This is a genomic window from Planktothrix paucivesiculata PCC 9631, from assembly GCF_900009265.2.
Taxonomy (GTDB): Bacteria; Cyanobacteriota; Cyanobacteriia; order Cyanobacteriales; family Microcoleaceae; genus Planktothrix; species Planktothrix paucivesiculata.
Genome location: NZ_LR735009.1, coordinates 170,476 through 196,072, shown reverse-complemented (window position 1 = coordinate 196,072; position 25,597 = coordinate 170,476). Strand labels below are relative to the sequence as shown.

General features: G+C 39.7%; 23 protein-coding genes. 16 read left to right on the top strand and 7 right to left on the bottom strand.

Annotated features, from left to right (window positions below; translation table 11 throughout):
• Positions 1 to 4 precede the first annotated feature (4 nt).
• Positions 5 to 1,453 (bottom strand): glutamate--tRNA ligase, encoded by a 1,449-nt coding sequence (gene gltX / locus PL9631_RS09165; protein WP_083619240.1) that lies wholly within the window; start codon positions 1,451 to 1,453, stop codon positions 5 to 7.
• A 110-nt stretch (positions 1,454 to 1,563) separates the two neighbouring features.
• The gene (locus PL9631_RS09160) at positions 1,564 to 2,319 is read right to left on the bottom strand and encodes a class I SAM-dependent methyltransferase (RefSeq protein WP_083619238.1); all 756 of its coding nucleotides are present in this window, start codon (positions 2,317 to 2,319) and stop codon (positions 1,564 to 1,566) included.
• 88 nt (positions 2,320 to 2,407) lie between these two features.
• Here PL9631_RS09160 and PL9631_RS09155 point away from each other — a divergent pair, with 88 nt between their 5' ends.
• Both PL9631_RS09155 and PL9631_RS09150 read left to right on the top strand, forming a co-directional pair.
• A complete protein-coding gene (locus PL9631_RS09155) occupies positions 2,408 to 2,734 on the top strand; it encodes a nucleoside triphosphate pyrophosphohydrolase (RefSeq protein WP_083619235.1) in 327 nt (108 codons plus the stop codon).
• A gap of 18 nt (positions 2,735 to 2,752) precedes the next feature.
• Positions 2,753 to 3,223, top strand: a complete 471-nt coding sequence (locus tag PL9631_RS09150) for a DNA phosphorothioation-associated protein 4 (RefSeq protein WP_083619232.1) — start codon at positions 2,753 to 2,755, stop codon at positions 3,221 to 3,223.
• A gap of 36 nt (positions 3,224 to 3,259) precedes the next feature.
• On the opposite strand, the gene PL9631_RS09145 is transcribed toward PL9631_RS09150, so the two are convergent.
• Complete coding sequence (locus PL9631_RS09145; protein ID WP_083619229.1) at positions 3,260 to 4,465, bottom strand: hypothetical protein; 1,206 nt, start codon at positions 4,463 to 4,465, stop codon at positions 3,260 to 3,262.
• Between the two features lie 147 nt (positions 4,466 to 4,612).
• Here PL9631_RS09145 and pgl point away from each other — a divergent pair, with 147 nt between their 5' ends.
• The 3 genes from pgl to PL9631_RS09130 all read left to right on the top strand — a co-directional run bounded on the left by pgl (position 4,613) and on the right by PL9631_RS09130 (position 6,754).
• The gene (pgl, locus tag PL9631_RS09140; protein WP_083619225.1) at positions 4,613 to 5,332 is read left to right on the top strand and encodes a 6-phosphogluconolactonase; all 720 of its coding nucleotides are present in this window, start codon (positions 4,613 to 4,615) and stop codon (positions 5,330 to 5,332) included.
• 61 nt (positions 5,333 to 5,393) lie between these two features.
• Positions 5,394 to 6,116, top strand: coding sequence for an FHA domain-containing protein (locus PL9631_RS09135; RefSeq protein ID WP_083619222.1), 723 nt, complete (start codon positions 5,394 to 5,396; stop codon positions 6,114 to 6,116).
• 179 nt (positions 6,117 to 6,295) lie between these two features.
• Positions 6,296 to 6,754, top strand: a complete 459-nt coding sequence (locus tag PL9631_RS09130) for an FHA domain-containing protein (RefSeq protein WP_083619219.1) — start codon at positions 6,296 to 6,298, stop codon at positions 6,752 to 6,754.
• On the opposite strand, the gene PL9631_RS09125 is transcribed toward PL9631_RS09130, so the two are convergent.
• Both PL9631_RS09125 and thiO read right to left on the bottom strand, forming a co-directional pair.
• Positions 6,735 to 7,343: a hypothetical protein gene (locus tag PL9631_RS09125; protein ID WP_083619216.1), complete on the bottom strand. Its 609-nt coding sequence runs from the start codon at positions 7,341 to 7,343 to the stop codon at positions 6,735 to 6,737. The two genes, PL9631_RS09130 and PL9631_RS09125, sit on opposite strands and share 20 nt — an antisense overlap.
• Complete coding sequence (gene thiO / locus PL9631_RS09120; protein ID WP_083619213.1) at positions 7,340 to 8,437, bottom strand: glycine oxidase ThiO; 1,098 nt, start codon at positions 8,435 to 8,437, stop codon at positions 7,340 to 7,342. The genes PL9631_RS09125 and thiO overlap by 4 nt, the downstream gene beginning before the upstream one ends.
• 79 nt (positions 8,438 to 8,516) lie before the next feature.
• Between thiO and PL9631_RS09115 the strand changes: the two genes are divergently transcribed.
• The 11 genes from PL9631_RS09115 (at position 8,517) to PL9631_RS09065 (ending at position 22,541) form a co-directional block, all read left to right on the top strand.
• A complete protein-coding gene (locus tag PL9631_RS09115; protein ID WP_083619209.1) occupies positions 8,517 to 8,888 on the top strand; it encodes a hypothetical protein in 372 nt (123 codons plus the stop codon).
• 8 nt (positions 8,889 to 8,896) lie between these two features.
• Positions 8,897 to 10,369: a GMC family oxidoreductase gene (locus PL9631_RS09110; protein WP_083619206.1), complete on the top strand. Its 1,473-nt coding sequence runs from the start codon at positions 8,897 to 8,899 to the stop codon at positions 10,367 to 10,369.
• Positions 10,370 to 10,473: 104 nt separating this feature from the next.
• Complete coding sequence (locus PL9631_RS09105) at positions 10,474 to 11,541, top strand: NAD-dependent epimerase/dehydratase family protein (protein ID WP_083619203.1); 1,068 nt, start codon at positions 10,474 to 10,476, stop codon at positions 11,539 to 11,541.
• 2 nt (positions 11,542 to 11,543) lie between these two features.
• Positions 11,544 to 12,098, top strand: a complete 555-nt coding sequence (locus tag PL9631_RS09100; RefSeq protein WP_083619199.1) for a YdcF family protein — start codon at positions 11,544 to 11,546, stop codon at positions 12,096 to 12,098.
• 16 nt (positions 12,099 to 12,114) lie between these two features.
• The gene (locus PL9631_RS09095) at positions 12,115 to 13,140 is read left to right on the top strand and encodes an NAD-dependent epimerase/dehydratase family protein (RefSeq protein WP_083619195.1); all 1,026 of its coding nucleotides are present in this window, start codon (positions 12,115 to 12,117) and stop codon (positions 13,138 to 13,140) included.
• Between the two features lie 9 nt (positions 13,141 to 13,149).
• Positions 13,150 to 13,512: a DMT family transporter gene (locus tag PL9631_RS09090; RefSeq protein ID WP_231516683.1), complete on the top strand. Its 363-nt coding sequence runs from the start codon at positions 13,150 to 13,152 to the stop codon at positions 13,510 to 13,512.
• A 22-nt stretch (positions 13,513 to 13,534) separates the two neighbouring features.
• The gene (locus PL9631_RS09085; protein WP_083619191.1) at positions 13,535 to 14,602 is read left to right on the top strand and encodes a UbiA prenyltransferase family protein; all 1,068 of its coding nucleotides are present in this window, start codon (positions 13,535 to 13,537) and stop codon (positions 14,600 to 14,602) included.
• A 186-nt stretch (positions 14,603 to 14,788) separates the two neighbouring features.
• Positions 14,789 to 17,563, top strand: a complete 2,775-nt coding sequence (locus tag PL9631_RS09080) for a cation-translocating P-type ATPase (RefSeq protein WP_197046317.1) — start codon at positions 14,789 to 14,791, stop codon at positions 17,561 to 17,563.
• Between the two features lie 480 nt (positions 17,564 to 18,043).
• On the top strand, positions 18,044 to 19,534 hold the full coding sequence (locus tag PL9631_RS09075) for a NupC/NupG family nucleoside CNT transporter (RefSeq protein ID WP_083619185.1): 1,491 nt from the start codon (positions 18,044 to 18,046) through the stop codon (positions 19,532 to 19,534).
• Positions 19,535 to 19,733: 199 nt separating this feature from the next.
• The gene (locus PL9631_RS09070; protein ID WP_083619181.1) at positions 19,734 to 21,527 is read left to right on the top strand and encodes an SLC13 family permease; all 1,794 of its coding nucleotides are present in this window, start codon (positions 19,734 to 19,736) and stop codon (positions 21,525 to 21,527) included.
• Positions 21,528 to 21,605: 78 nt separating this feature from the next.
• Positions 21,606 to 22,541 (top strand): ADP-ribosylglycohydrolase family protein, encoded by a 936-nt coding sequence (locus PL9631_RS09065; protein WP_083619178.1) that lies wholly within the window; start codon positions 21,606 to 21,608, stop codon positions 22,539 to 22,541.
• A gap of 11 nt (positions 22,542 to 22,552) precedes the next feature.
• Here the strand turns inward: PL9631_RS09065 and PL9631_RS09060 are convergent, their stop codons facing one another.
• Entirely contained in the window at positions 22,553 to 23,632 is a 1,080-nt protein-coding gene (locus PL9631_RS09060; protein WP_083619175.1) for an RNA-binding domain-containing protein, read from the bottom strand.
• Between the two features lie 101 nt (positions 23,633 to 23,733).
• The coding region (locus PL9631_RS09055; RefSeq protein ID WP_083619172.1) for an ATP-binding protein at positions 23,734 to 25,597 on the bottom strand (1,864 nt) is incomplete at its 5' end.

Genomic DNA, 25,597 nt, shown 5'->3' with positions numbered 1-25,597 from the left:
AATATTAACCCTGTAAAACAGTTTGAAAACGAATTAAATCAATCCCTTTTTGATGGAACAATACCCAAGATTCAATTAAATCTGGGCCGTGCATTGTCCCCATCAAAGCTGCTCTAAGCGATCGCATTACTAACCCTTTTTTGACGTTTGTTTCTTTCATCGCACTATTAATTATTGCTTTAGCAGCATCGGATGTTAAGGGTTGATCTCGTTGTTGGGTTATTTTATCCTGAATTGCCTGCACAATGGCGATCGCATTTTCCTGTTGCAATTGAGTTCTTGCTTCTTCGTCTAACTCAACGCTTTCCATAAAAAATAATCGGCTCATTTCCACCGCATCTTTAAGAGTTGTTAAACTAGGGCCAATTAATGCCGTAAGCTGTTCTAACCAAGATTGATCGGTATTAGAGTCAAATTGATAACCCGCTTCTTGCCAATAGGGGATTAATAACTGAGTTAATTCTGGGATCGGCATTTTATGAAGATATTGGCTATTAATCCAATTTAATTTATCCCAGTCAAACTTTGCCCCGGCTTTATTAACTCGATCAAAACTAAAGTGTTTAGCTGCGGTTTCCAAGGTAAATAATTCTTCCGTAGCATCGGGAGGAGTCCAACCCAATAGGGTCATATAATTAGCAAGAGCTTCGGGGGTATATCCCATAGTTCTAAAATCAGAAATCGAGGTCACACCATCCCGTTTGGATAATTTGCGACCCTCCGCATTCAGAATTAAAGGAGTATGACCAAATTGGGGAATATTGGCATTTAAAGCTTCATATAACAGAATTTGTTTAGGAGTATTAGAAATATGATCTTCCCCTCGAATCACTTGGGTAATATTCATATCAATATCATCAACAACCACCACAAAATTATATAGAGGTTGCCCAATTTCGCCACTACCAGAAGCCCGGGCAATGACCATATCACCGCCTAAATCACTGCCCTTCCAAGTAACTTTTCCCCGCACTAAATCATTCCAACTAATTTCTCGCTCATCGTCTATTCTGAAGCGAATCACCGCCTGACGACCCTCGGATTCAAAGGCGGCTTGCTGTTCGGGTGTCAGATGACGATGGCGGTTATCATAGCGGGGGGCTTCATTTCTCGCCTTCTGCCCTTCTCGCATGGCGTCTAGTTCCTCTGGGGTGCAATAGCAACGATAGACTAAGCCTTTCTCCAGCAGGGTTTCGATCGCTTGCCGATATAATTCTAACCGCTCGGATTGATAAAATGGCCCTTCATCCCAAGTTAGGCCTAACCAAGTTAACCCGGTGAGAATATTTTCCGTATATTCGGGGCGAGAGCGTTCTAAGTCGGTATCTTCGACCCGCAGGACGAAAGTGCCTCCTTGGTTGCGGGCAAATAACCAGTTAAAAACGGCAGTTCTAGCAGTTCCTATATGTAAATTTCCGGTGGGACTTGGAGCAAGACGAACTCTAACAGTCATATTGATATCAATTCTTAATTTAACATAGTCGTAAAAACGCACTGATACAGCTATCCTACCATTATTAAGTTCCCTTTCGATAGAAATTTTTCTCTAAAGCAGGTTAATAGTCAAGGTTTTTCAAAGACTAAAAAATGTTGTTGGGGTAAAAAATCTTGGGTTTCTTTCCAGTTTAAACCCACGGCTGCCATTTCTTTTTTGACTTGTTTTTCTGACATTTTGTGGAGTCCTTTAATAAAAATCAATGGATTTTCTTGGCGATATTCTAATAATACCACCCGTCCCCCAGGCTTTAAGGCTTGGACAATTCCTTGCATCATTTCTTGGGGATATTCAAATTCATGATAAGCGTCAACCATTAGGGCTAAATCAATGGTAGATTCTGGTAAATTCGGGTGATCTTCGGTTCCTAAAATTGGTTGAACATTTTGAATATTTTCCTGGGTTTTCACAAAATTCATCAGTGCTAACATTTCCGGTTGTACATCCACAGCTAAGACTTTTCCCTGGGGAACAAAGGAGCTAATTCTAAAGCTAAAATATCCCGTTCCCGCCCCAATATCGGCGACAATATCAGTGGGTTTTAAATTTAAAGCAGCGATCGCTTGTTCCGGTTGTTCGGAGGTTTCTCGACTCGGACGTTCTAACCATCCGGCTCCTTCATGGCCCATCACCTGAGCAATTTCTCTGCCTAGATAAAATTTCCCAATCCCGTCGGGACTGTGGAGGGTGCGGTATTCATAAACAGAATCAACTTTTGGGGCAGTTAAGGCAAGGGTGGGATCGGCGTTGAACAGACATCCCAACAAAATCACCACCACGCTATAAAGAATAGGGGATAAATATTGATATAAAGATTTGCTCATTGTTTACTTAGCTTGCAACTCTTGTTAAACTATAAAAAATAGCACAAAATAAAAATTAGGTGCAATTATTTTATAGGAGAATTATACCTTGCATCAAGAATATAACAAATTAGTCCGCGATCGCATCCCAGAACTGATTCAAAAATCAGGATTTCAGTATAATATTACAACGTTATCAGAAATCGAATATCGTCAAGCCTTACGGGATAAACTAATCGAAGAAGCCCAGGAAGTAGCTCAAGCCTCACCGGGGGAATTAGTCCGTGAATTAGCGGATTTATTGGAAGTGATAGCGGCATTAATGGAAACCTATGGCATTGAAGATGAACGGATTTTATTAGAACGGGATCATAAACGGGCAGAAAAAGGCGGATTTGAACATAAAATCAAATTACTTTGGACTGAATGCACTTAATTTTTATGCTGATTAATTATGGCTGTTAGTCGAATTAGAATTGCTAAAGATAAGGCGGAATTAGTGCGATCGCTCACCGAAATAGAAGGCAAAACCGGGCCGTTTCAAACCTACGCCGACGTCATTGCCTTTGCTGCCTTATTAGGAAAACGACGGCAAAAACGGATGACCGTTGATGGACTTTCTAAGCGAGATCCCGGGCCCATTTCCCTGGAAGTTTTTATTTCTCGGGGGTATGATGGAATTATTAAATTAGTAGCGATCGCCGAAACCGAAAATATCAAACTTTTATCTCCGTTTGACCTAGAAGCGGAAGAAGAAAGAGCCTTAATTTTTGAAGAATATGCCAATGGCGGGTTGGAAGTTCTACAAGATGAATGTCGCGGGACTGTGGATTATTCCGATCGATTATTATTAATCTTAATGGCGGAACGCGATCGCTCCTCCGTACCCGAAGGAGAATTTGATTTAAGTCGTTTTTTAGGTTAACCCATTGGATATTAATGCAATTAGGCTAAAACCCGATTAAGGATTAGCAAAAGTATTAATTTCCCCCCCACCAATATAACGACCTGGAGCCTGGTTAGGAACGGAAAAATTAGGTTGGGGCTGACCAATTTGACCCTGTTGGATATTAGGATTCAGATTACTAGGAGTCATATAGTTATTGGGTTGAACCGGTTGAACAGTGCTGTTAATCCCCGTGTTAGGCGTAACGGAATAGGAGGGCGGGGTATTATTTAACGGCAAAGAATTAAAGTTAGAATATCCACCCATTGGGGGCGTTCCAGGTGTAACCGTTGGCACGGTGGGAAGCACAGGAGGCAGGGTGACATTAGTTTGATAGGGATTCGGAGCCAGGGGAACTATACCAATAGCTGGATTGGGATTGCTTCTGGGAACGCTCCAACTGGGTTGGGTTGCCCCTCCTACAACCGTAGGACTTCCGGTAAACGGTGTGACACCCACGGTTGTTGGGGAGATGGGATTTACGGCCGAATTCGGATTCACCAGACTATTCGGAGGTGTATCAGTAGAATTTGTTCCAGATATGACCGAGTTATTTGTCCCATCCGTGGTATCCGAGGGCGAATTCCCGTCCGTGTTTTGGGTTTCCTGGGTTTGCAGATAGTTCTGCATGGCTTGTTGTAGGGAAGTTTGTGGCGTTTCGGGATTTTCGGTCGCTGTGGAGGGAGAACCTAACCCTTTTACACCTAAGTTAGAACCTGAATTGGTTTCTATGGGGGAATTTTCCGCCGCCCGATTCCCCAGATTAGAAGGTTTTGGGGAATTTCCCTCTAAAGAGGCTGGAGTTTTTGAGGGCAAGAGGTTGAGGAAACTGTCTAATAAAGGATTAGACCCAGGAGTCGATTCAGTTTTTTTAGCCTGATCCTGAGCCGGTTTGAGTAAACTATTATTCACCTCAATATTCGTATTCAGCGGCCCGGCTAGGGAATTATTACCCCCCAATGCTTCGAGTAGGACTTTAGAGTTATCAATATCCGCGGCAATGGATTGTTGTTCCGGGGTGAGTTGACTGCCAGAATTCCCGGGATTCAGGGTGGAATCTGGGTCTAAGCTAAACCATTCGGGGTTTTCAGAAAACTGCCAAAAGAAAATCCCCACCACCGCCAGAACACCGACAGAACCCCAAATCCGAGGTTGGAGGAGAAACCGCAATTCTTCCCCCACGGCACGAATAGATTCAGGAATTCGGTGATGAATTGACATAACTGACAAACAGCCTATTGCTGAATTGAATGTTCACGGAGCTATAACTGTTGGGTTTTATCCCTCAACCGCTAACAGACAAAACCCCCTATGATTATTCTAGCCTGTTAATTTGATCCCTAACTTCATCGGTGCGAGGTAATCCCCATGGAAAAAAATATAGAAATTTTAGCAAATCGAGAGGAACTCATTGATCGAGCTTTAGAAATCCTTCTGGCTAAAATCGCAGAAGCACTGGAAACTCGGGATCAATTTACGATCGCCTTGGCCGGAGGGAGTACCCCCAAACCCCTATATGAAGCCCTGGCGCGACAACTTTTACCCTGGGATAAAATTCATGTTTTTTGGGGAGATGAACGCTATGTAGCCCCAGATCACCCCGATAGTAACCAAAAAATGGCAGCGCAGGCTTGGCTGGATCGGGTAAATTTACCCGCCACCAATATTCATCCGATGCCAACCTTAGCTAATAATCCCATTGCCGATGCAGAACAATACAATAGGGAGTTAGTACAATTTTTTGCCCTCAATGCCGGAGAGTTCCCCGCTTTTGATGTGGTTTTATTAGGGATGGGAGATGATGCTCATACCGCATCTTTATTTCCCCATACCGCAGCCTTAACCGTTGAGGATCGCTTAATTACCGTGGGCAATAAGGACGGTCAACCCCGAATCACCTTTACAGTTCCCTTGATTAATCATGCCCGTTGTGTCCTATTTATGGTCACGGGGTCAAATAAGCAAGAACCCTTAGCCCAGGTGTTCGCAGCCCAAGGGGATGCCATGACCTATCCTAGCCGCCTAATTCAACCCCTAGGGGAACTATGGTGGTTATTAGATTCCGAAGCGGGAGCGAAACTCGCTTAAAATTGGCCCCAATTAAGCATCTAAAACCCTAATTTTACTCAAATTTGTTGATATAACTCCTATGATTGTTTGTCCGAATTGTAGTCATCAAAATCCCGAAGGGGCGACGCAATGCGAAGCGTGTTATACCCCCTTGCCCTCCACCACCAGTTGTCCCCATTGTGGGGCGACAATACAAACGGATGCGGCTTTCTGTGGTCAGTGTGGGTCGAATTTACAACCCGCTACGGTCACTAATGAGGAGGAAATGCAGGCCGTAATTCCGACGGTGGTTTCGCCTCCGAATGAACCCACACCGGAAGTGGCGGTGAGTTCGGGGTTGAATTTAGAGAAATCTCCCCCTCCGGTGGCGATGGAAACGACTCCCCCAGAAGTTCCGGTGGTCATTCCTGAACCGCCTCCGATCCCAATGAATCTGGGTTCCCAAAGTTCTGCTACCCAGTTACAGCAACAGACGGCTAAGTTAATTCATGTCCAAACCAGTACGGATGTGGAATTACCCCAAAATGTATCAGTGATTCATTTAGGAAAACCGAATGATTTAGTCCCCCCCGATGTGGATGTTTCAGGATTTCCCAATTCGGAAATTGTGTCTCGTAGCCATGCGGATATTCGCCTGGAAGGAGATGCGTATTATATTGAAGATGTGGGCAGTTCTAATGGCACTTATATTAATAATACGGCTCTGCCCAAGGGGAATCGTCATCGGTTAAAACCCGGCGATCGCATTTCTTTAGGGAAAGGGGATTTGGTTTCGTTTATTTTTCAGGTTTCCAAGAATTAAAACGATTAAATGCTGATGTCAATCGCCCTCTAAACCTGATTAGTTGATCAGTTCTAAAAGCTTTTAGTCATGGAATAGAGGGTTTTGTCAACTATTAATAGCTTATCTAAGGGTATTGCGGTGTTCCCTGGGATAAAATGGGTTTTAGGCATAGCTGTTAATGGTTAGATTGTGCCAATGTGATTAGATTAACCTTATTACATCCTCTCCAATCGATTCCTGTCCGCAGTTGGCTATTTGACCAGGACAAGGTAATTCGGATTGGGCGATCGCTGAAAAATGATGTTGTCCTGTATAGTGCAGTTGTTTCCCGTCATCATGTCGAAATTTGTCATGTCGGTCAAAATTGGCTGGTTGTGAATCTGGGAACCAATGGAACCTATATCGATGGACAAGCGGTTAAACAAATTCGTTTAGTTGATGGACAGGTGATTCGCTTGGCTATCTCTGGCCCTAAAATTCTCTGTAATATTCTACCTGATGCGACGGAATTGGTTTTAGCCGCAGGAACAGACTTAGATCAATCGGAACATCAGTGTCAATCTCCTCCAAAACCGCTTTTTCCCCATCCCAACGAGGATACAACCGTGGTTGATCAGGATCAACACCTAACCCGCCCTACCAATCACTCGGCTTAAGCGGATACCATAATAATCGAGTCAGTGCTATTCCGCCCAACCCAGCTACAATTGTCCAAACTAGGAACAAACCTAAAACATCTCCCAGAAAAAAGCTAGTTCCCTGACGGATCATTGCTCCAAACATCCAACCAATAGGTAATGCAATTCCCCAAGCGAGTGTGGTAGCTATCATCCATCGCCAGGCGTGAAAGACTTCGGTGCGTAAGACCAACCATTGTCCTAAACTTAAACACAATCCTAATTTCACCCCTTCAATTAGCCCATAAATTATTCTCGGGGTTAGACTCAAAGTGCGCGGAGTGACCCAACCCAATAGTCCCAGAGGAGTGAAGGCGATAATGCTCCACAGGAAAACATGAATAAAAATCCAGCGCCAACTTTGGGTAATATACTGTTTTAAAACAAACCATTGAGCCAAACTAATAATTAATCCGCCAATGGCTCCTTCTAAGGCTCCTAAATCGGGTCTTTCTCCAATTTCTATCCAAATTAAACTAACTAAAAAACCCACCAAGGTGACAAACATCCACTGGAGAATAAATCCTAGATCGGTTTGTATATCTAAATTATCATATACCCATTTCATAATACTTGAAAGCGATCGCCTCTAAAGTAATTTAATAACGGGTCATCCTGTTGATTTAAGACCCAATTAGAAATTAATTGAGCCGTAACCGGAGCTAATAAAATCCCATTCCGATAATGACCCGTTGCTAGGGTTAAGTTTGTCCAAGAACTCTGACCTAAGATGGGCATTGAATCGGGGGTTTCCGGTCGAAATCCCCACCAAAATTCTTGAATTTCAAACTCTTTTAAACCTGGATATAATCGAATTGCTCCTGAGAGTAACGCTTCAATTCCATTCGGGGTTAAACCGGAGTTAAAACCGACTTTTTCCGATGTCGCTCCAATCACAATTAAACCATCTCGACGCGGCACAATATAAATATCTGAACCGAACAAAACCTGTTTTAAAGGTAACGTTTGAATAGGGTTGGGAACCCGCACTGATAACATTTGTCCCTTTCGGGGATAGACGGGAATTGATAACAATTGTCCCGACCAAGCACCCGCCGTTAAAATATAATGATCCGCTCCAAAATTACCTTGATTTGTCTGAATTTCTGTGATAATTTTATTAGGAGAATTTACCAATTTTTCTACCGTAACTCCCTCAACTATTTTAACTCCTAATTCCTGAGCCGCCCTTTGCAATATTTTAATTAACCCCCGACGGTTATCGACTTGACCATCCTGGGGAAACCACCAACCCCCGACCACATCAGCCCCTAAGCCCGGTTGTTGCTGTAAAATGGCTTCGGACTCTAACCAATAGCTGGGGGTGTCTTGAGTGGCCTCTAAACGGGTACAGGGGGGACGTTCATAAACCGGAGATAAAATACCACAAGGCCAATATCCCGTATCTAACCCCGTGATTTCCTCCAGTTTGCGCGTCCAGTCATTGTAGAGGGCACGACTGCGTAAACACAATTCTAGCATCGGGCCAGGGGGCAGTTGTTCGGCTTGGGGGGCTAACATTCCCGCGCCAACTAAACCCGCCGCCTCTTGGACATCCCGACTCAAAACCGTGACCGTCGCTCCCCGCAATTTTAATTCAACCGCGAGGGACAAGCCAATCAAACCACCACCGATTAGGATAATTTCACTATACTGTTGCATAAAATTTTAAAATTTATCTTAGGAATTGAATCTATTTTCTATTTTAAACTTTTAGGGTTGATTTTTCTATAGGTTAACAATGATTAAACGATTTTTTACAACTACAGTCTCCGCCCTGTGTTATTCTTTGATTGATTATCGGTTTAAAGATTCTCCAATTATCCAGTATTTCCCTAATAATTCAGCCGTTAATTTTGTGATTGAACAACAGAATCGAATGCCGGATTATCTGAGATTACCTTTATTGATTTTAACATTAATTTTTGATATTTGGGGACTCCTGCGTACAGGTTCTTTCTTTCATTCTCAATCCCCATCTGTGCGTCAACAGCTAATTCAAGCCTGGAAAAATTCCCCTTTTCAAATTTGCCGAGACTTGATGCGATTTTATGAAAGTCTAGTGGTATTATATTGGCAATCTAATTATATAAAATCCTTGAATTATATCTAATAATTATTATGTCTGAATCTAACCTAATTTCCCCATCTGAATCTCCTTTAAAAGTTGAAATTGCTGTGATTGGTTCTGGCCCAGGGGGAGCGATTACCGCCTGTTTATTGGCGGAAGCTGGACGGGATGTTTTATTAATTGAAGAAGGAGCCTATTTATCCCTAGAATCCTGTGAACCTTTTTCTGTTGAAGAAATGATCCAAAAATATCGCAATGGCGGATTAACTGCCGCTTTTGGACAGCCCAAAATTCAATATGTGGAAGGTCGATGTGTGGGGGGAGGAAGTGAAATTAATAGCGGTTTATATCATCGTACATCCTCTGATATTTTAGCACAATGGAGTCAAGAATTTGAAGTAGAATCTTTAACAGAAGCCGATTTAATTCCCCATTTTGAAGCCTGCGAACAAGCGGTTAATGTCTGTTATTTACCAGGAAAAGCTCCCAGTGCTTCCTTGAAATTACACGAAGGTGCAACCCGTTTAAATTGGCAATCTTTAGAAGTGCCTCGCTGGTTTCGTTATCAAGAATCATCGGATCAAAATCATGTTCCTAAAGGGACTCGACAATCAATGACAGAAACTTTTATTCCTAGAGCTTTAACAGCAGGATGTAAACTATTAGCAAATACCTGGATAAAAAAGATTCATCAAAGCGATAAAAACTGGATTTTAACAGGTTATCATCAAGTTAATAACTCTCCCAAACAACTGATCAAAATTCAAGCAGAAACAGTATTTGTTTGTTGTGGTGCAATTCAAACTCCAGCCTTATTAAGACGCAGTGGAATTAAAAATAATATTGGTAATGCTTTAAGAATGCACCCAACAGTTAAAATAATTGCTCAATTTGATCAAGATATTAACACCTTAGATATGGGAGTTCCTGTCCATCAAGTTAAGGAATTCTCTCCTAAATTTAGTTTTGGGTGTTCCATTAGTTCTCCTCCCTATTTATCCGTGGGAATGACTGACCATCCTAACTATACAGAAGAAGTACAAAAAAAATGGCAAAAAATGGCAATTTATTATGCTATGATTACAGGGGAAGGTTATGGTACAGTGAGAAATATTCCCTTTTGTCGTGATCCTTTAGTTCGTTATAAATTAACATCTCAAGACTTAAAAAATTTATCAGAAGCATTACAGAAATTAGCCCTATTATTATTTGAAGCGGATGCTAAAATTCTTTATCCTAGTATTTCTAATAGTTTCCCCTTGACTCATCCCAAAGATTTAGATAAAATACCCGAAAAACTTCCTATAAAACAAACTAATTTAATGACAGTTCATATTTTTTCCTCCTGTCCCATGGGAGAAAATTTACAAAAATGTGCGGTTAATTCCTTTGGTAAAGTGCATGGATTCAATAATTTATATATTGCTGATGCCAGTTTACTTTGTACCGCACCTGGGGTTAATCCTCAAGGTACAATTATGGCGATCGCGCGTCGAAATGCGTTAAAATTCCTCAATCCCTAATCCGTTGTTGCGCCGTTGTTGCGCTTAAGCGCATCTTATCAACATAAGATAGTGCCACATCACAACAACTGTAATTGTGCTGAAGCACAACAACAAATAAAATTATGATCAAATTCAACACAAATTTAGTTTTGGTTACAGGTGCATTAGGTTGGTTAGGAATTAATTTAGTCGAATCTTTAGTTAAAGGATTAGCAGATTTTAAACCCCTAAATCAACCTCAAAATCATTTAAAAATTCGCTGTTTGATTTTACCGAATCAAGATCCAACAGTATTAAAAAAAATATCAGATCAAATAGAAGTTTATCAAGGAGATTTGAGAAATCCTCAAGATTGCGATCGCTTTTGTGAAAATGCCGAAAATGCTATTTTATTCCATACCGCCGGAATTATTCATCCTCAAAAAATATCCGAATTTTATCAAATCAATGTAGAAGGAACAAAAAATCTATTAAATTCGGCGGTTTCTGCTAAGATAAAACGAGCGATTATTGTATCTTCAAATTCTCCCTGTGGTTGTAATCTCCATCCCGATCATTTATTTGATGAAACCTCCTCCTATCATCCCTATATGAACTATGGACGTTCAAAAATGTTAATGGAATTAGCCGTAAATAGCTATCAGCAACAGGGAAAAATTGAAACCGTGATTATCCGTCCCCCTTGGTTTTATGGCCCCCATCAACCCCAACGTCAAACCCTATTTTTTAAGATGATTAGAGATGGCAAAGGGCCAATAGTTGGAGATGGGAATAATTTACGATCCATGGCTTATGTGGATAATATTTGTCAAGGATTAATATTAGCAGCAATCACCGAAAAATCCAACGGAGAAACCTATTGGATAGCGGATGAAAAACCCTACTCCATGAATGATATTATTAAGACAATAGAACATTTATTAGAAGCGGAATTTCAACAATCCTGTACTCATAAACGCTTAAAATTACCCGGTTTAGCTAGTGAAATTGCTTTAGTAGTTGATGGAACATTACAAAGTTTAGGATTTTATCATCAAAAAATTCATGTTCTCTCAGAAATGAATAAAACCATTGCTTGCTCTATTGCTAAAGCTCAACGGGAATTAGGTTATAATCCGACCATTGCTTTAGAAGAAGGAATGCGAAGAAGCCTAAAATGGATCTTTGAGAATTATGGGGGATTAGATTAATTATGGTTAGTCATGTTGTCGTGACAGAAGGGTTAGTTTTTCGGGAAGAATTAGCCCAATATTATTTTTTATCGAATTATTTTGAAGCGGTTTTAAAACAAGTTTTAAAGCAGGTTTCTGAGCATGAAACAATCTATATTTCTCCGGGGAATTGTTTCGGTTGTCCTGAATCAGAAGAAGATTATGCCGCAAAATATCTAATTAATCATCGCCCTGAACTTCAGGTTTTTGTTCCTAAAAATATTAAAGATCGTCCCTATCTTGATACCTTTGATAATGCTAGATTACTCAGAAAATGCCTAGAAACAGAAGGAAGATGGCCCCTAGATGATGTGATTTTATACTGTAATCAACCCCACGCTTTTCGCAGTAAGTTGATGTTTAAATTCTGTGGCTATAAGATTCAATCGGTGATTACTTCTGTTCCTGAAATTAGCGATCGCAAAATGCCACTCCGTCTTTGGTTTTATCATTATTTACCTGCAAATTTACTTTACGAATTAGTGGCTTTAGTGTATAATATAATCAGATTTTATCAATTAAAAAATAGCTTTTAAAATTAACAATAAAACCATGAAACATTTAATTACCGGAGGGTCGGGATTTTTAGGAAACTTAATTGCTAGACGATTATATCAACGGGGGGAAGATGTCAAAATTTTAGATATTTGGGAAGATTTAACCCGTCCCCCAGAGATTGAATTTATTAACTGTGATATTTGCGATTGCGATGGGGTAGAAAAAGCCATGAAAGGCATTGATATTGTCCATCATAACGTGGCTTTAGTTCCCTTAACTAAATCGGGGAATAAGTTTTGGGAAGTCAACGTAGAAGGCAGTAAAATCGCAGCCGAAGCAGCGATAAAAGCCGGAGTTAAAACTTTTATTCACATGAGTTCTAGTGCCCTATTTGGGGAGGCTGAATGTCCGATTACTAATAATACCCCTACCAAAGCGGTTGAAATTTATGGACGGGCAAAATTAGCGGGGGAATTAGCTGTTAGAGAGATTTGTGATCAAGCGGGTTTACCCTTAATTGTAATTCGTCCTCGGACGATTTTAGGCGAAGGCAGATTAGGAATTTTCCAGATATTATTTGAATGGATTCAAGAGGGAAAAAATGTCTATGTGATTGGCAGTGGTGATGTTAAATTTCAATTTGTCCATGCCCATGATTTGATGGACGCCTATCTTTTAGCTTTGGATTTAGGTCAACCTGGAATCTATAATGTGGGAAGCGATCGCTTTGGCACATTACGAGAAGGATTAGAACATTTAATTGAATATGCCGAAACCGATTCTCAGGTTAAAAGTTTACCCACGGGATTAACTATTGGAACATTACAAATCTTAGACTGGATGGGATTAAGTCCCCTGGCTCCTTGGCATTATTTAACCTATCACAAAGAATTTTATTTTGATGTCGATCCCCTGCTAAAATTAGGCTGGAAACCTAAATATTCTAACGATGAAATGTTCCGTGAAAGTTATGATTGGTTTAAACTAAACTATAATCAACTGCAAGCGGAAAAAGCCGGATCTGCCCATCGTCGCCCGGTGAAAGAAAAGTTACTTTGGGTGTTAAAACAACTATCTTAATTATACACTGTGAATAACATTAACTCAATCAACTGGATTTCCTGGAGTTTGGTTTTAATTGCGGCTATTAATAGCGGAATCGGTAACTTATTGCTGAAAAAATCTCGCCTAGAAGCTCCCGACCCAAGTTTATTAACCCTGTTATTATCCCCTTGGTTTATGGCAGCTATTATCGTTTATGGGATTAATTTAATTGTGTTTGCCAAAGCTCTTGATAGTTTACCCGTTTCTACCGCCTATCCCGTATTTGCCGCCATTGGTTTTAGCTTAGTCGCCTTAACTGGAAGTCTTTTATTAGGAGAGCGTTTTGGCTTGAATCAAATGATGGGATTAGGTTTAATTGTTACTGGAATTATTGTTATGTCTCGTTAAATAATTTATTATTTTTAATCCTATGAAAACACCGAAATCAGAGGATTCTAAATCAATATTAGAAACCCATGATTATCAAACTGCTCCCGAATTTATTCCCGTGAAATCCTCAACTTTGCCCCCCCTAATTAAACTGATTCGCCCCCATCAATGGACAAAAAATTTATTTTGTTTAGCCGGACTTTTATTTGGTGGGAGACTATTAGAACCCCAGTCCATTCCATTATCAATATTAACAGTTATTTTTTTCTCGGCTATGGCTTCGGCAATTTATATTTTTAATGATATTCAAGATCGGGAACGCGATCGCCTACATCCCAAAAAAAAGTATCGTCCGATTGCCAGTGGTCAAGTTTCTATTAAAACCGGATTAGCGATCGCATTTTGTTTAACAATACTTTCCCTTTTAGGTGCTTATGGGTTAGGAATCCCCACATTGATCTGTGTTTTACTCTATGCAATTAATAATATTATTTATTCTCTAAAACTCAAAAATTCACCCCTATTTGATGTCAGTTGTATTGCCTTTGGTTTTGTTCTGAGGCTATTAGCAGGAATTTATTCCTTAGGAGATATGCCGACGGCTTGGATTGTTTTATGTACCTTTTTCCTAACTCTATTTCTAGGCTTTTCTAAACGGCGTTCGGAATTATTATCTTTATTACATCTTCAAAATAATCAAGAGAATTTTTATCCTGAAACATCCCTACAGCCCGACTTAAAATCACCTAATTCTGAACCTTCTTATTTAGAGTTATTCTATCAACGGGGAAGCAAAAACCAACAGCGTCCAGTTCTCTCCCAATATACCTTACCCTATTTAGATTCTCTGCTAAATAGTACGGCAACTATGACGATTATGTGCTATGCTTTATTTACAATACAATCGGGTAAAAATCCTTCTTTAGTAATTACAGTTCCCATTGTTTATTATGCGGTGATGCACTATAAATGGTTAGTTACGGTTTTAGCAGATGGGGAAGAACCCAGCCAGATTTTAATTCAAGACCCGACAATTAAATTGAGTTTGATGATCTGGCTAATTTCTTATTTAGTAATTTTGTATTTTAATATTCATTTATTTGATTGATTTATTCTCCAATAAACCACAAAGACACGAAGACACGAAGACACGAAAGCTGCAACTTCTAACACTTCTGAGGGAATTTCTTCTGGAATTTTAGAGTGATCACCGATTAATGACTTATGATTAAATCAGAATAGATTAGCTGGAACTTTTAGGACTTAGACAATGGTATCTCCCGAATCCTCATCAATGTCTTCAGATTCACCCTTAGCACCCCTCAAAACCTGGCATACCTTGAGTGCTGACAAAGCTCTCCAGATCCTAGATACCGATAGTGAAGCCGGGTTAACGTCAGAACAGGTAACTCAACGTCAGCAACAGTATGGTCTGAATGAATTAAAAGAAGCTCCTGGTCGCAGTACCTTGGAGATTTTATGGGATCAGTTCACGAATATTATGCTCGTGATGCTGATTGCCGTGGCCATTGTATCGGCCGTGATTGATTTTCGCAAAGGCAACTTCCCCAAGGACGCCGTTGCCATTTTTTCAATTGTGATTTTGAATGGGATGTTGGGCTATTTCCAAGAAAGCCGGGCAGAACAGGCTCTAGCTGCCCTGAAACGAATGTCTTCCCCTAGAGTTCGGGTGGTGCGGGACGGCAAAATGCAAGAACTGGCAGCGAAAGAACTGGTTCCGGGGGATATCATGTTTCTGGAGGCTGGAGTCCAAATTCCGACCGATGGTCGCCTAGTTGAAGCCCAAAATTTGCAGGTGCGTGAGGCGGCCTTAACGGGGGAAGCAGAAGCGGTAATTAAAAAACCGAGTATGGAATTATCCGAAGATGCCCCTTTAGGCGATCGCCTGAATATGGTATTCATGGGGACGGAAGTGATCCAGGGACGGGGACAGGTCATCGTCACTAATACCGGAATGACCACGGAACTCGGACGCATCGCCGAAATGATCCAGGGGGTAGAAACCGAACCCACTCCCCTCCAGCAACGGATGACCCAGTTAGGGAATGTTTTAGTTAGTGGGTCTTTGGCCTTGGTTGCCCTAATTGTAGTGGGTGGGGTGATCAGAACAGGCAGTTTTCAGAGTTTAGAAGATTTATTAGAAGTATCCCTGAGTATGGCGGTGGCGGTAGTTCCAGAGGGTTTACCTGCGGTGGTAACAGTTACTCTGGCTATTGGTACACAAAGAATGGTCAAACGCCATGCTTTAATTCGGAAACTTCCGGCGGTGGAAACCTTGGGTTCTGTAACAACAATTTGTTCGGATAAAACCGGAACTCTCACCCAAAATAAAATGGTGGTGCAATCGATTCAGACCTTTGATCAAGTGTTTCAAGTCACCGGAGAAGGGTATGATCCAGTAGGGGAATTAATACCGATAACTTCTGAACAAAATAACACAATTTCCTCAGATTATAAAATTTTAGAACCCATTTTAACTGCTTGTGTTTTGTGCAATGATGCTCAATTACAACAAGATGATCATAAATGGATTATTCTAGGAGATCCCACGGAAGGAGCGTTATTATCCTTAGCGGGAAAAGTAGGTTTATTTAGAGATATTCAAAATCACAAAAAACCTCGTGTTGCTGAAATTCCTTTCTCCTCAGAACGTAAGCGAATGAGTGTGATTTGTCAACAACTTCCAGACCAGGAAAGTCCAGAATGTGTGATGTTCACTAAAGGATCACCGGAGTTGATTTTAGCTCAATGTACTTCTGTTTTGGTGGGAAATCAAAACGTTCTTTTAGCAGAAGCAGACCGTCAACGAATTCTCGAACAAAATAACCAAATGGCGGGGAAAGGTTTACGGGTTTTGGGATTTGCCACTCGATCTTTAACAATATTACCGCCAGAAGGAGAGGAAGAAGGCTCCGAACAGGAATTAGTTTGGTTAGGATTAGTAGGAATGTTAGACGCGCCTCGTCCTGAAGTTCGAGAAGCGGTTAAACTATGTCGAGAAGCCGGAATTCGTCCAGTGATGATTACTGGAGATCATCAATTAACTGCAAAAGTTATTGCTCAAGATTTAGGCATTGCCGAATTAGATTCTTTAAGTTTAACAGGTCAGGAATTACAGAAATTAACTCAAACGGAATTAGAACAAAAAGTTGAAGATGTGAGTGTCTATGCGCGAGTTTCTCCTGAACATAAACTACGGATTGTTCAAGCCTTACAAAAAAACGGCGAATTTGTAGCGATGACTGGGGATGGTGTTAATGATGCTCCGGCTTTGAAACAGGCAGATATCGGTATTGCTATGGGAATTACCGGAACTGATGTTAGTAAAGAAGCCAGTGATATGATTTTATTGGATGATAACTTTGCTACCATTGTTGCGGCTACAGAAGAAGGGCGAGTTGTTTATAGTAATATTCGCCGTTTTATTAAATATATTCTCGGTAGTAATATTGGGGAAGTGTTAGTGATTGCGGCTTCTCCCCTTTTAGGCGGGGGTGTGCCGTTAATCCCTTTACAAATTTTATGGATGAACCTTGTTACCGATGGTTTACCCGCTTTAGCATTAGCAATGGAACCTGCTGAACCTGCGGTGATGCAACGTCCTCCTTATAATCCCCGTGAAAGTATTTTTGCGCGAGGATTAGGGTTATATATGGTGAGAATTGGGATTGTTTTTGCCATTTTAACGATTGTTTTGATGGTTTGGGCTTACAACTATACTCAAGGCACTCCTGACCCCGAACGTTGGAAAACCATGGTATTTACTACTTTATGTTTAGCCCAAATGGGTCATGCTTTAGCAGTTCGTTCCGATACTCAATTGACCATTCAAATGAATCCTAAAACCAACCCCTATTTGTGGGGTGCAGTAGGATTAACTACGGTACTTCAGTTACTCTTAGTTTATTTTCCTCCCTTCCAAAGTTTCTTTGGAACTCACTTTTTAAACTTTACTGAATTATCAATTTGTTTCGGTTTTAGTGCCTTAATGTTTATCTGGATTGAAATGGAAAAACTGGTTTATAAGTGGTGGATAAATCGTAGATAGGTAATTACGAATTACGAATTACGAATTACGAATGGGTAATGGGTAATGGGTAATGGGTAATGGGTAATGGGTAATGGGTAATAGAAGAAACCCTGATTTTATTTGTGAGGTTAGGATAAACTGAACCGAAATAGATATAGCCATCCTAATTCCATTTATAATTCCTTAATTCACCAACATTGACGTTTAACGGGGTTAATGGTAGGTTTGCACAAGAACAAAAGGCACACCGAAATCAGCAAACAATCAATAGAGTGGGGATAATATAGTACCGAGTGCTATTTATTCCTATCCCCTTGGATGTAGTCCTGAGTTGGGGACTCCCTATCCTAGTTGTCCTTGGGAGTCAATGTCTATCACCAGACTCAAATCCACTATAGTAGTATTCCAAATTATCAAACTAGAATATTCTATTAAGAATTTCTATTCCTGTGTTTTAGTGTTTCCTGTCCTATACCATAAATCCCTCCAAAAATACTTATGACTTACTTGAATCTGATTTCATTTTTAGGAATTTTTGGCCTTTGCTTTATTGCTTGGTTATTTTCAGAAGATAGACGAGTTGTCCCCTGGCGAACCATGGGTTTAGGGATTGGCCTACAGTTAGTTTTAGCCTTTCTGGTCTTTCTATTTCCACCCACGAGAACGGCCTTAGAATGGTTTAGTAGTCTTCTCGATAGTTTATTTTATGCTGCGGATACCGGGGCTAGATTTGTCTTTGGAAAAAATATTGTTCCCCTTCCCGGACAAACTCCCGATGTCAATTTAGGTTATATTTTTGCCTTTCGCGCCTTACCCACGGTGATCTTTTTCTCCGGTTTAATGGCACTATTATATAACTTAGGGGTGATTCAAGTTATAACGAATGTTTTTGCCAAGTTATTCTATAAAACCATGCGCTTAAGTGGAGCGGAAGCCTTAAGCGGCGCAGCAAATATTTTTGTCGGAATTGAAGCGGCTATTGTGGTCAAGCCCTATTTAGAAAAAATGACCCGTTCAGAATTATGTGCCATTTTAACCTGTTGTTTTGGAACGGCTGCTTCCTCAACTTTAGCCATTTATGTTAGTTTTTTGAAACCAGTTTTTCCTAATATTTTAGGGCATTTAGTTTCCGCTTCTATTATGGCTATTCCCGCCTGTTTTGTCATTTCTAAAATTTTAGTTCCTGAAACCGAAAGACCCCTAACATTAGGGATGCTCCCCGAAGAAAAAACCGAAGAAAACTTAATTACGCATGAAGGTGAAAAACCTGAATTAGAAACCGTTGGCGGTGAACTTATAGAACGAGTTAGTCCCCTAGATTCAGCAATTATTGGCGCATTAGATGGCGTAAAAATGTCCGTTGCCATTGCTGCGATTTTAATCTTAATTTTGGGATTACTGTCTTTGGTTAATCAATTTTCAGCTTGGTTGGGTTTATTACCAAGTCCAGTCGGAGACTTTTTTCAAGTTGTCACTTTAGCGAATATTTTGGGATTTATTTTTTATCCTGTAACCATTTTAACTGGAGTTCCCTTTGAGGATTCTTGGACAGCTTCAGTAATTATTGGTCGTCGTTTATTAGAAACAGCCATTCCCCCCTATCAAGCCTTAGCAGAAGCCGCCAAAGCCGGGTCAATTACCCCGAGAACCGTGTTAATTGTGAGTTATGCTTTATCGGGTTTTGCCCATGTTGCTTCCGTGGGAATTTTCGTCGGCGGAATGGTCGGTTTAGTCCCCTCCCGCCGGAAAGATATTTCCGAATTGGGTTGGAAAGCCCTATTGGGGGGAACCTTAGCCACGATGATGATTGCCTGTTTAGCTGGATTCTACGATAATGGAAATCCCAGCATTATGGGAGAACCCGCGGCCACTCCTCCGGCCGTCAGTACGCCAGCAGCCCCAAATACAACGGTTTCCCCCGCCCCAACTCCCGCGCCTAAAGTCAGTCCTTCTCCGAAACCGACTGTTTCTCCCTCTCCTAAGTCTTAATGGAGCAGGGGAGGCAGGGGGAGCAGGGGGAGCAGGGGAGGCAGGGGGAGCAGGGGGAGCAGAGTATAACCTATAACCTATTCCCTATTCCCTATTCCCTATTCCCTATAACCTATAACCTATAACCTGTTCCCTGTTCCCTGTTCCCTGTTCCCTAACCCTAACCAAAAACACAAAATCAACACCTGATTTCACTCACATGACGAACATTGTTCTAACACTTGGGATTGTTATTCTAGCTTTAATTGCCTTCATTTTTGAGTGGCTTCCTGTTGATTTAACGGCGCTTACTGTCACCGTTGTTTTAATGCTTTTGAGGTTAGTCACACCCGAGGAAGGAATATCCGGGTTTGGTAACTCCGCCACCATTACGGTGATGGCAATGTTTATTTTAAGTGCTGGAATTACAAGAACCGGGGTAGTACAAACCGTTCGAGATTGGTTATTGAAATGGGGAGGAACAACAGCCAGCCAACAAATTTTAGTCATGGGGTTAATTGTTGGGCCGATTACTGCTTTTATTAATAATACCGCCGTTGTTGCAATTTTCTTGCCGATTGTCGAAGATTGGTGTCGCAAACAAAAAATTTCCCCCTCTAAATTATTAATTCCTCTATCCTATTCGACGGTTTTGGGGGGGATGATTACGGTTATTGGGACTTCAACAAACGTTTTAGCAAGTGGTATTTCCAAACAAATGGGATATGGGGAATTTCAGTTATTTCAGTTTACTGTATTAGGAATTATTACTTTTACGATTGGGATTGTTTATTTAGCTGTGGTTGCCCCTCGACTTCTCCCCGACCGCAAACCCGCAAATTTTGATATTCTGCAAGCCGAATATGGTTTAAAAGATTATGTGAGTGAATTAGTCATTACCCCCCGTTCTAGCTTAGTGGGACAAACCCTTAAAGAGAGTGAAATTCAACGCAAATTTGACTTAGATGTGTTAGAATTGATTCAGAATAATATGCGGTTTGCTCAACCTTTGGCTGATAAAATATTAAGTGTCGGAGATATTTTAATTGTTAGAAGTAGTCGAGAAGATTTACTAAAAATTAGAGATGAAAAAGGCTTAGATATTCTTCCCGATGTTAAATTTAAGGAAGAATCTTTAGAAACTATTTTGAGTTCTGGACAGGAAAAAATAGCCGAAGTTTTGATTTTATCCAATTCTCGGTTAATCGGAACCACTTTAAAAGATTTAAGATTCCGTCAACGCTACAACGCCACGGTTTTAGCCATTCGTCGAGGTTCAGAATTAGTTCAAGGGCGATTAGGGAAAGTTACCCTCCGATTTGGAGATTTATTATTACTTCAAGGGCCAAAACAAAGTTTTATTGGGTTACAAACCACCCGAGAACTTCTGGTTTTAGAAGAACGAGATGTAGAAACACTGAGACAGGATAAAGCCTGGATTGCTCTGGGGATCGTTTTGGGGGTTATTATTCTAGCAGCCTTTGAAATTATGCCCATTTTAGTTAGTGCTTTAGCGGGTGTAATTTTAATGGTAATTACCGGATGTCTCAAACCCGGAGAAATTTATGGTTCTGTGCGTTGGGATGTGATATTTCTCTTAGCGGGATTAATTCCATTAGGAATAGCGATGGATAAATCCGGTGCGACCCAATGGTTAGCGGATACTTTAGTAGGTTTGGGAGGCAACTTATCGGGTTATTGGATATTATTATTATTCTATATTGCCACATCCATTCTGACAGAAGTTCTTTCTAATAATGCCACGGTTGTATTGATGATTCCCGTTGCGGTAAAAGTTGCGGTTGCATTAAGTTTAAATCCCTTTGCTTTTATGTATGCGGTAACTTTTGCGGCTTCTAATAGTTATATGACTCCCATTGGTTATCAAACTAATACAATGGTTTATAGCCCCGGAGGATATAAATTTTTCGACTTTACCCGGGTAGGTGCTCCCTTGAGTATAATCTTAGCTATAATTACCCCCTTATTAATTATTTGGCTATATGGATTATAGTAGTAAGCCCTTCAGGGCTAACGGTTTTTCCTATTGACTTTTGAGTCTAAATTAGGATTACTATAAAAGGATTTTAATATGAAAAAATCAGTAATTTTGTCGGGTTTAATCGGGGTTTGTGTGGGGGATGCGTTGGGTGTTCCGGTGGAATTTACCAGTCGCCAAGAACGTCTAAAAAACCCCATCACAATGATGACAGGCTATGGAACCCATCGACAACCCCCGGGTACTTGGTCGGATGATAGTTCCTTGATGTTGTGTTTAGCAGATAGTCTCTGTCAGGGCTATAATTTAAAAGCGATCGCGGCATCTTTTTGTCGTTGGCGCTATCATCAAGAATGGGCAGCCCATGGCGTTATATTTGATATTGGAGGAACCACTAATAACGCAATTAAAAACCTCCAAAATGGGGTAAATCCAGTGGAAGCGGGAGAAACCGATGAACGTAGCAATGGCAATGGTTCTTTGATGCGGATTTTGCCCATGGCTTATTTATATTCTTCCGTGTCATTCTATCAATTAATCCAGTGGGTGCATGAATGTTCCTGTTTAACACACGCTCATATTCGTTCCCAAATTGCCTGCGGAATTTATATTAGTATTGCGGTTAAATTACTCCAAGGATTAGACCTGAAATCCGCCTATCTTCAAGGTATAGAAGCCGTAAAACCGATTTATTATCATCCTAGTTTAACCGTAGAATCTTCTCGGTTTGACCGCATTTTTAGAGGTAATATTGACCAGTTATCAATTGATGAAATTCAATCGGGCGGTTATGTTATTCATACTTTAGAAGCCTCGTTATGGTGTTTATTAACAACATCTTCATACTCAGAAGCAGTTCTCAAAGCTGTTAATTTAGGAGAAGATACCGACACAACAGCCGCAGTCACAGGAGGTTTAGCCGGAATTTATTATGGGTTTAATAATATTCCCTCAGAATGGGTGGAACAAATAGCCCGAAAAGATGATATTATTGCCTTAGCTAATCGATTAGAACAAACAATTAAGTGAATCTAAATGGATTATAGTAGTAAGCCCTTCCGCTTGAGACAAAATTCTACTGTTTCTGAAATATCAAGAGACTTTGAGGTATTACCAGCACGAATATAAAGCTCTGGTTTTTTATCTTTACCTTGCATGAAAGCTATTATATCTGACTTTCTGATATTAATTGCACAAACTGTTTTGCTGTCTATAGTCTCAAATCTAACTGTAACTAACGACATAAATCCAGCACCGATGCGATCGCAAATCAGATTCACAATTGTCTGCTCAAATTGATCTTGAGAACTTTTGGAAAGTAAAGCCAAATCTTGCTCTAAACCAAAAATATTACCATTATCTTCAACTCCAATAATTAACGTTCCCCCTTCAGAATTAAGAAACGCGGCTATAGTTTTGAGGACACTAAATCTCAAGTCCTCATTTTTACGATTTTGTTTAACATCCCATTGCAAAGTGCTTTTGTACTCTAATATTGGACTTTCTGGTAATTTTATAAGCTGGGAAATTGGTTGTAAATCACCTATTTTTCTGATAGTAGTTAAAAATCGTCTCAATTTTCGCTGCTCCAGTAATGCGTTGAGACTATCTTCTTTATCTGCTGTTTCGATCACGGTCTTATTAATAACTGCAATGTATTTTCCCCAGTAATCTTTTTCTAAACTTTCCAGATTCTCAGTTATCCATTGTTCATTGTGGACATTACCCCAGCGATTAAAATAGGTAATCGCTTCTTCAATAGAATCATGTACAGCATCAAAGACATTACCCCGCATATTTTTAGAAATGTAATCCCAAGCGCCAAATTTAAACGCATTACGGCAATCTATAACAGTATCATTAGCAGTTAGGATAATTACTACTGATGAAAGATTAAGTGCTTTTACCTGCTCAACAATCGCAAATCCACTGTCATCTTGCTCCATCCGCATATCAGCAATAATGACATCAAAAGGATTACATAACTTTTCTGTTGCTTGAGCGACACTAGAAGCCGTCTCAATATGAAGATAACCGTAATAATTCAACCAATCCACCAGTTCACTGAGGAAACCAGAATTGTCTTCTACCAATAGCAAATGCACGTTTTCTGTCTGCATAATTCTGTGATTTTAAGGGATTGAGAACAGGAAAATAGAAACTAAATTATACTGCTAGCTAGTATATCCCTATATTGCAACTGATATCAAATCTAACAAAATTAAATATTTTCGCCTTTTGTGTAGGGAATATAGATTTTAAATTTAGCTCCTTTCCATCCAGTTTCTTGGATGTATCCGTTCATCTTCGTTAATGTTTTGCGGATGATAAATAATCCCAAACCGCTACCATGACCTTCGCTTGCTGTAGTTTTTAGAGGTTGAAATATCCAATCCTTTTTATCTAAAGGAATTCCTTGACCGTCATCACTAAACTCAATTAATAGATATTTCTGTTCACCCGGAATAGTAGCACCACGAATTCCTGAAGGATTAATAACATCCTGTGCTGTCATCAAAATTCGTAAATCTAGTTTTTTGGCATTGTGTTTGAGAGAATTTTCTAATAATTCATTTATAATGCTTTTTATTTTCTCCTCATCACCATTAAATTCTGCGTCACCATTTTGAATATCCAGAGTAATGGAAGCATTCTCAATATTAGGGTTAGCTTCCCATTTCTCAAATAGTTTTTTGACTTTAAAGTGATGATTTTTAATTTTGATCCCTTCGTTAATTGCTTTAAGATCACTGAGAGCAACTTGAGTTAATTCTAGCTGTGCTAATAGTTTCTCAAATTGTGGATAGTGAGGAGCATCAACAACAAGTTTTTTGATGGCACGTCTAGTTTTAGACTCAATAATTGCCAATTGGTTATTAACAAAGTCAGAAATATCATGAGCAGTTTTGGAAATAATTTCTAAAATTTGCTCGTATTCATCATCAGAAATAGTTGCTATTTGAGATTTTTCTAATGCTCTGCGGTGGTTAACTTCTTCAAGTACATCTTCAATATCAGCAATGATACCTGTTAGTAAAGGATCTTCTGCTTGAGAGAATCGCAAAATTCGGTAAGCAATTCCTTTGAGAATGCTGATTTCATTGGCAATTTTATGATAAATTGCTCGATTCAGCATCTCGGTGTCATTTAAACCACTTTGGTAATCTAATTTGACCATTTTAAAGTAGTCTTCTTGACTTAAATTTAGCGTCAAAATTTCTATTGCTTGAGAGTAGCTTGGTGATTCCTCAGCAATCTGTTGTAACAACTTAACAGCAGTTTCATTATGAGGATTATGAGCCAAAATACTTCTGGCACTAAATAGTAATGACTGCTCTATATCATCTGAATTAGCAATTGCTAAATTAAAATATTTATCTCCCTGTTCATAAGATTTCAGACAATAGTAAAGTCTTCCTAAAATGATATGAATAACATTTACATGATACTGTGGGAGATTATCAAAATCTATCGCTTGAAGTTGAGATATGGCATCTGTGTATCTACCCAACTCCTCTAAACATCTAGCGTATATAAAAAACATATAATTATCAGGTTTTATTTGTAATAATCGCTTATAAATTTTACAGGCTTTTTCAAATTCTCTAGCATCTGATAAAATTTTTCCATATTTACTTAGAATATTAGCATATCTAGCTATGGTAATAAGATCATCAGGTTTTATTTGTAAAGACCGCTCAAAAATCTCACAAGATTTTTCATTATTACCAGATTCTGCTAATGCTTTACCATAACTAGTTAAAGTTTTTATATCATTAGGTTCACATTCTAAAGACCGCTCAAAAATCTCACAAGCTTTTTCATTATTACCAGATTCTGCTAATGCTTTACCATAGCTAGTTAAAGTTATTATATTATCAGGTTCAAGTTGTAAAGACTGCTCAAAAATTTCACAAGCTTTTTGATTATTTCCAGATTTTGCTAATGCTTTACCATAACTAGTTAAAGTTTTTGTATTTTTAGGTTCAAGTTGTAAAGACTGCTCAAAAATTTCACAAGCTTTTTGATTATTTCCAGATTCTGCTAATACTTTACCATAACTAGTTAAAGTTATTATATTATTA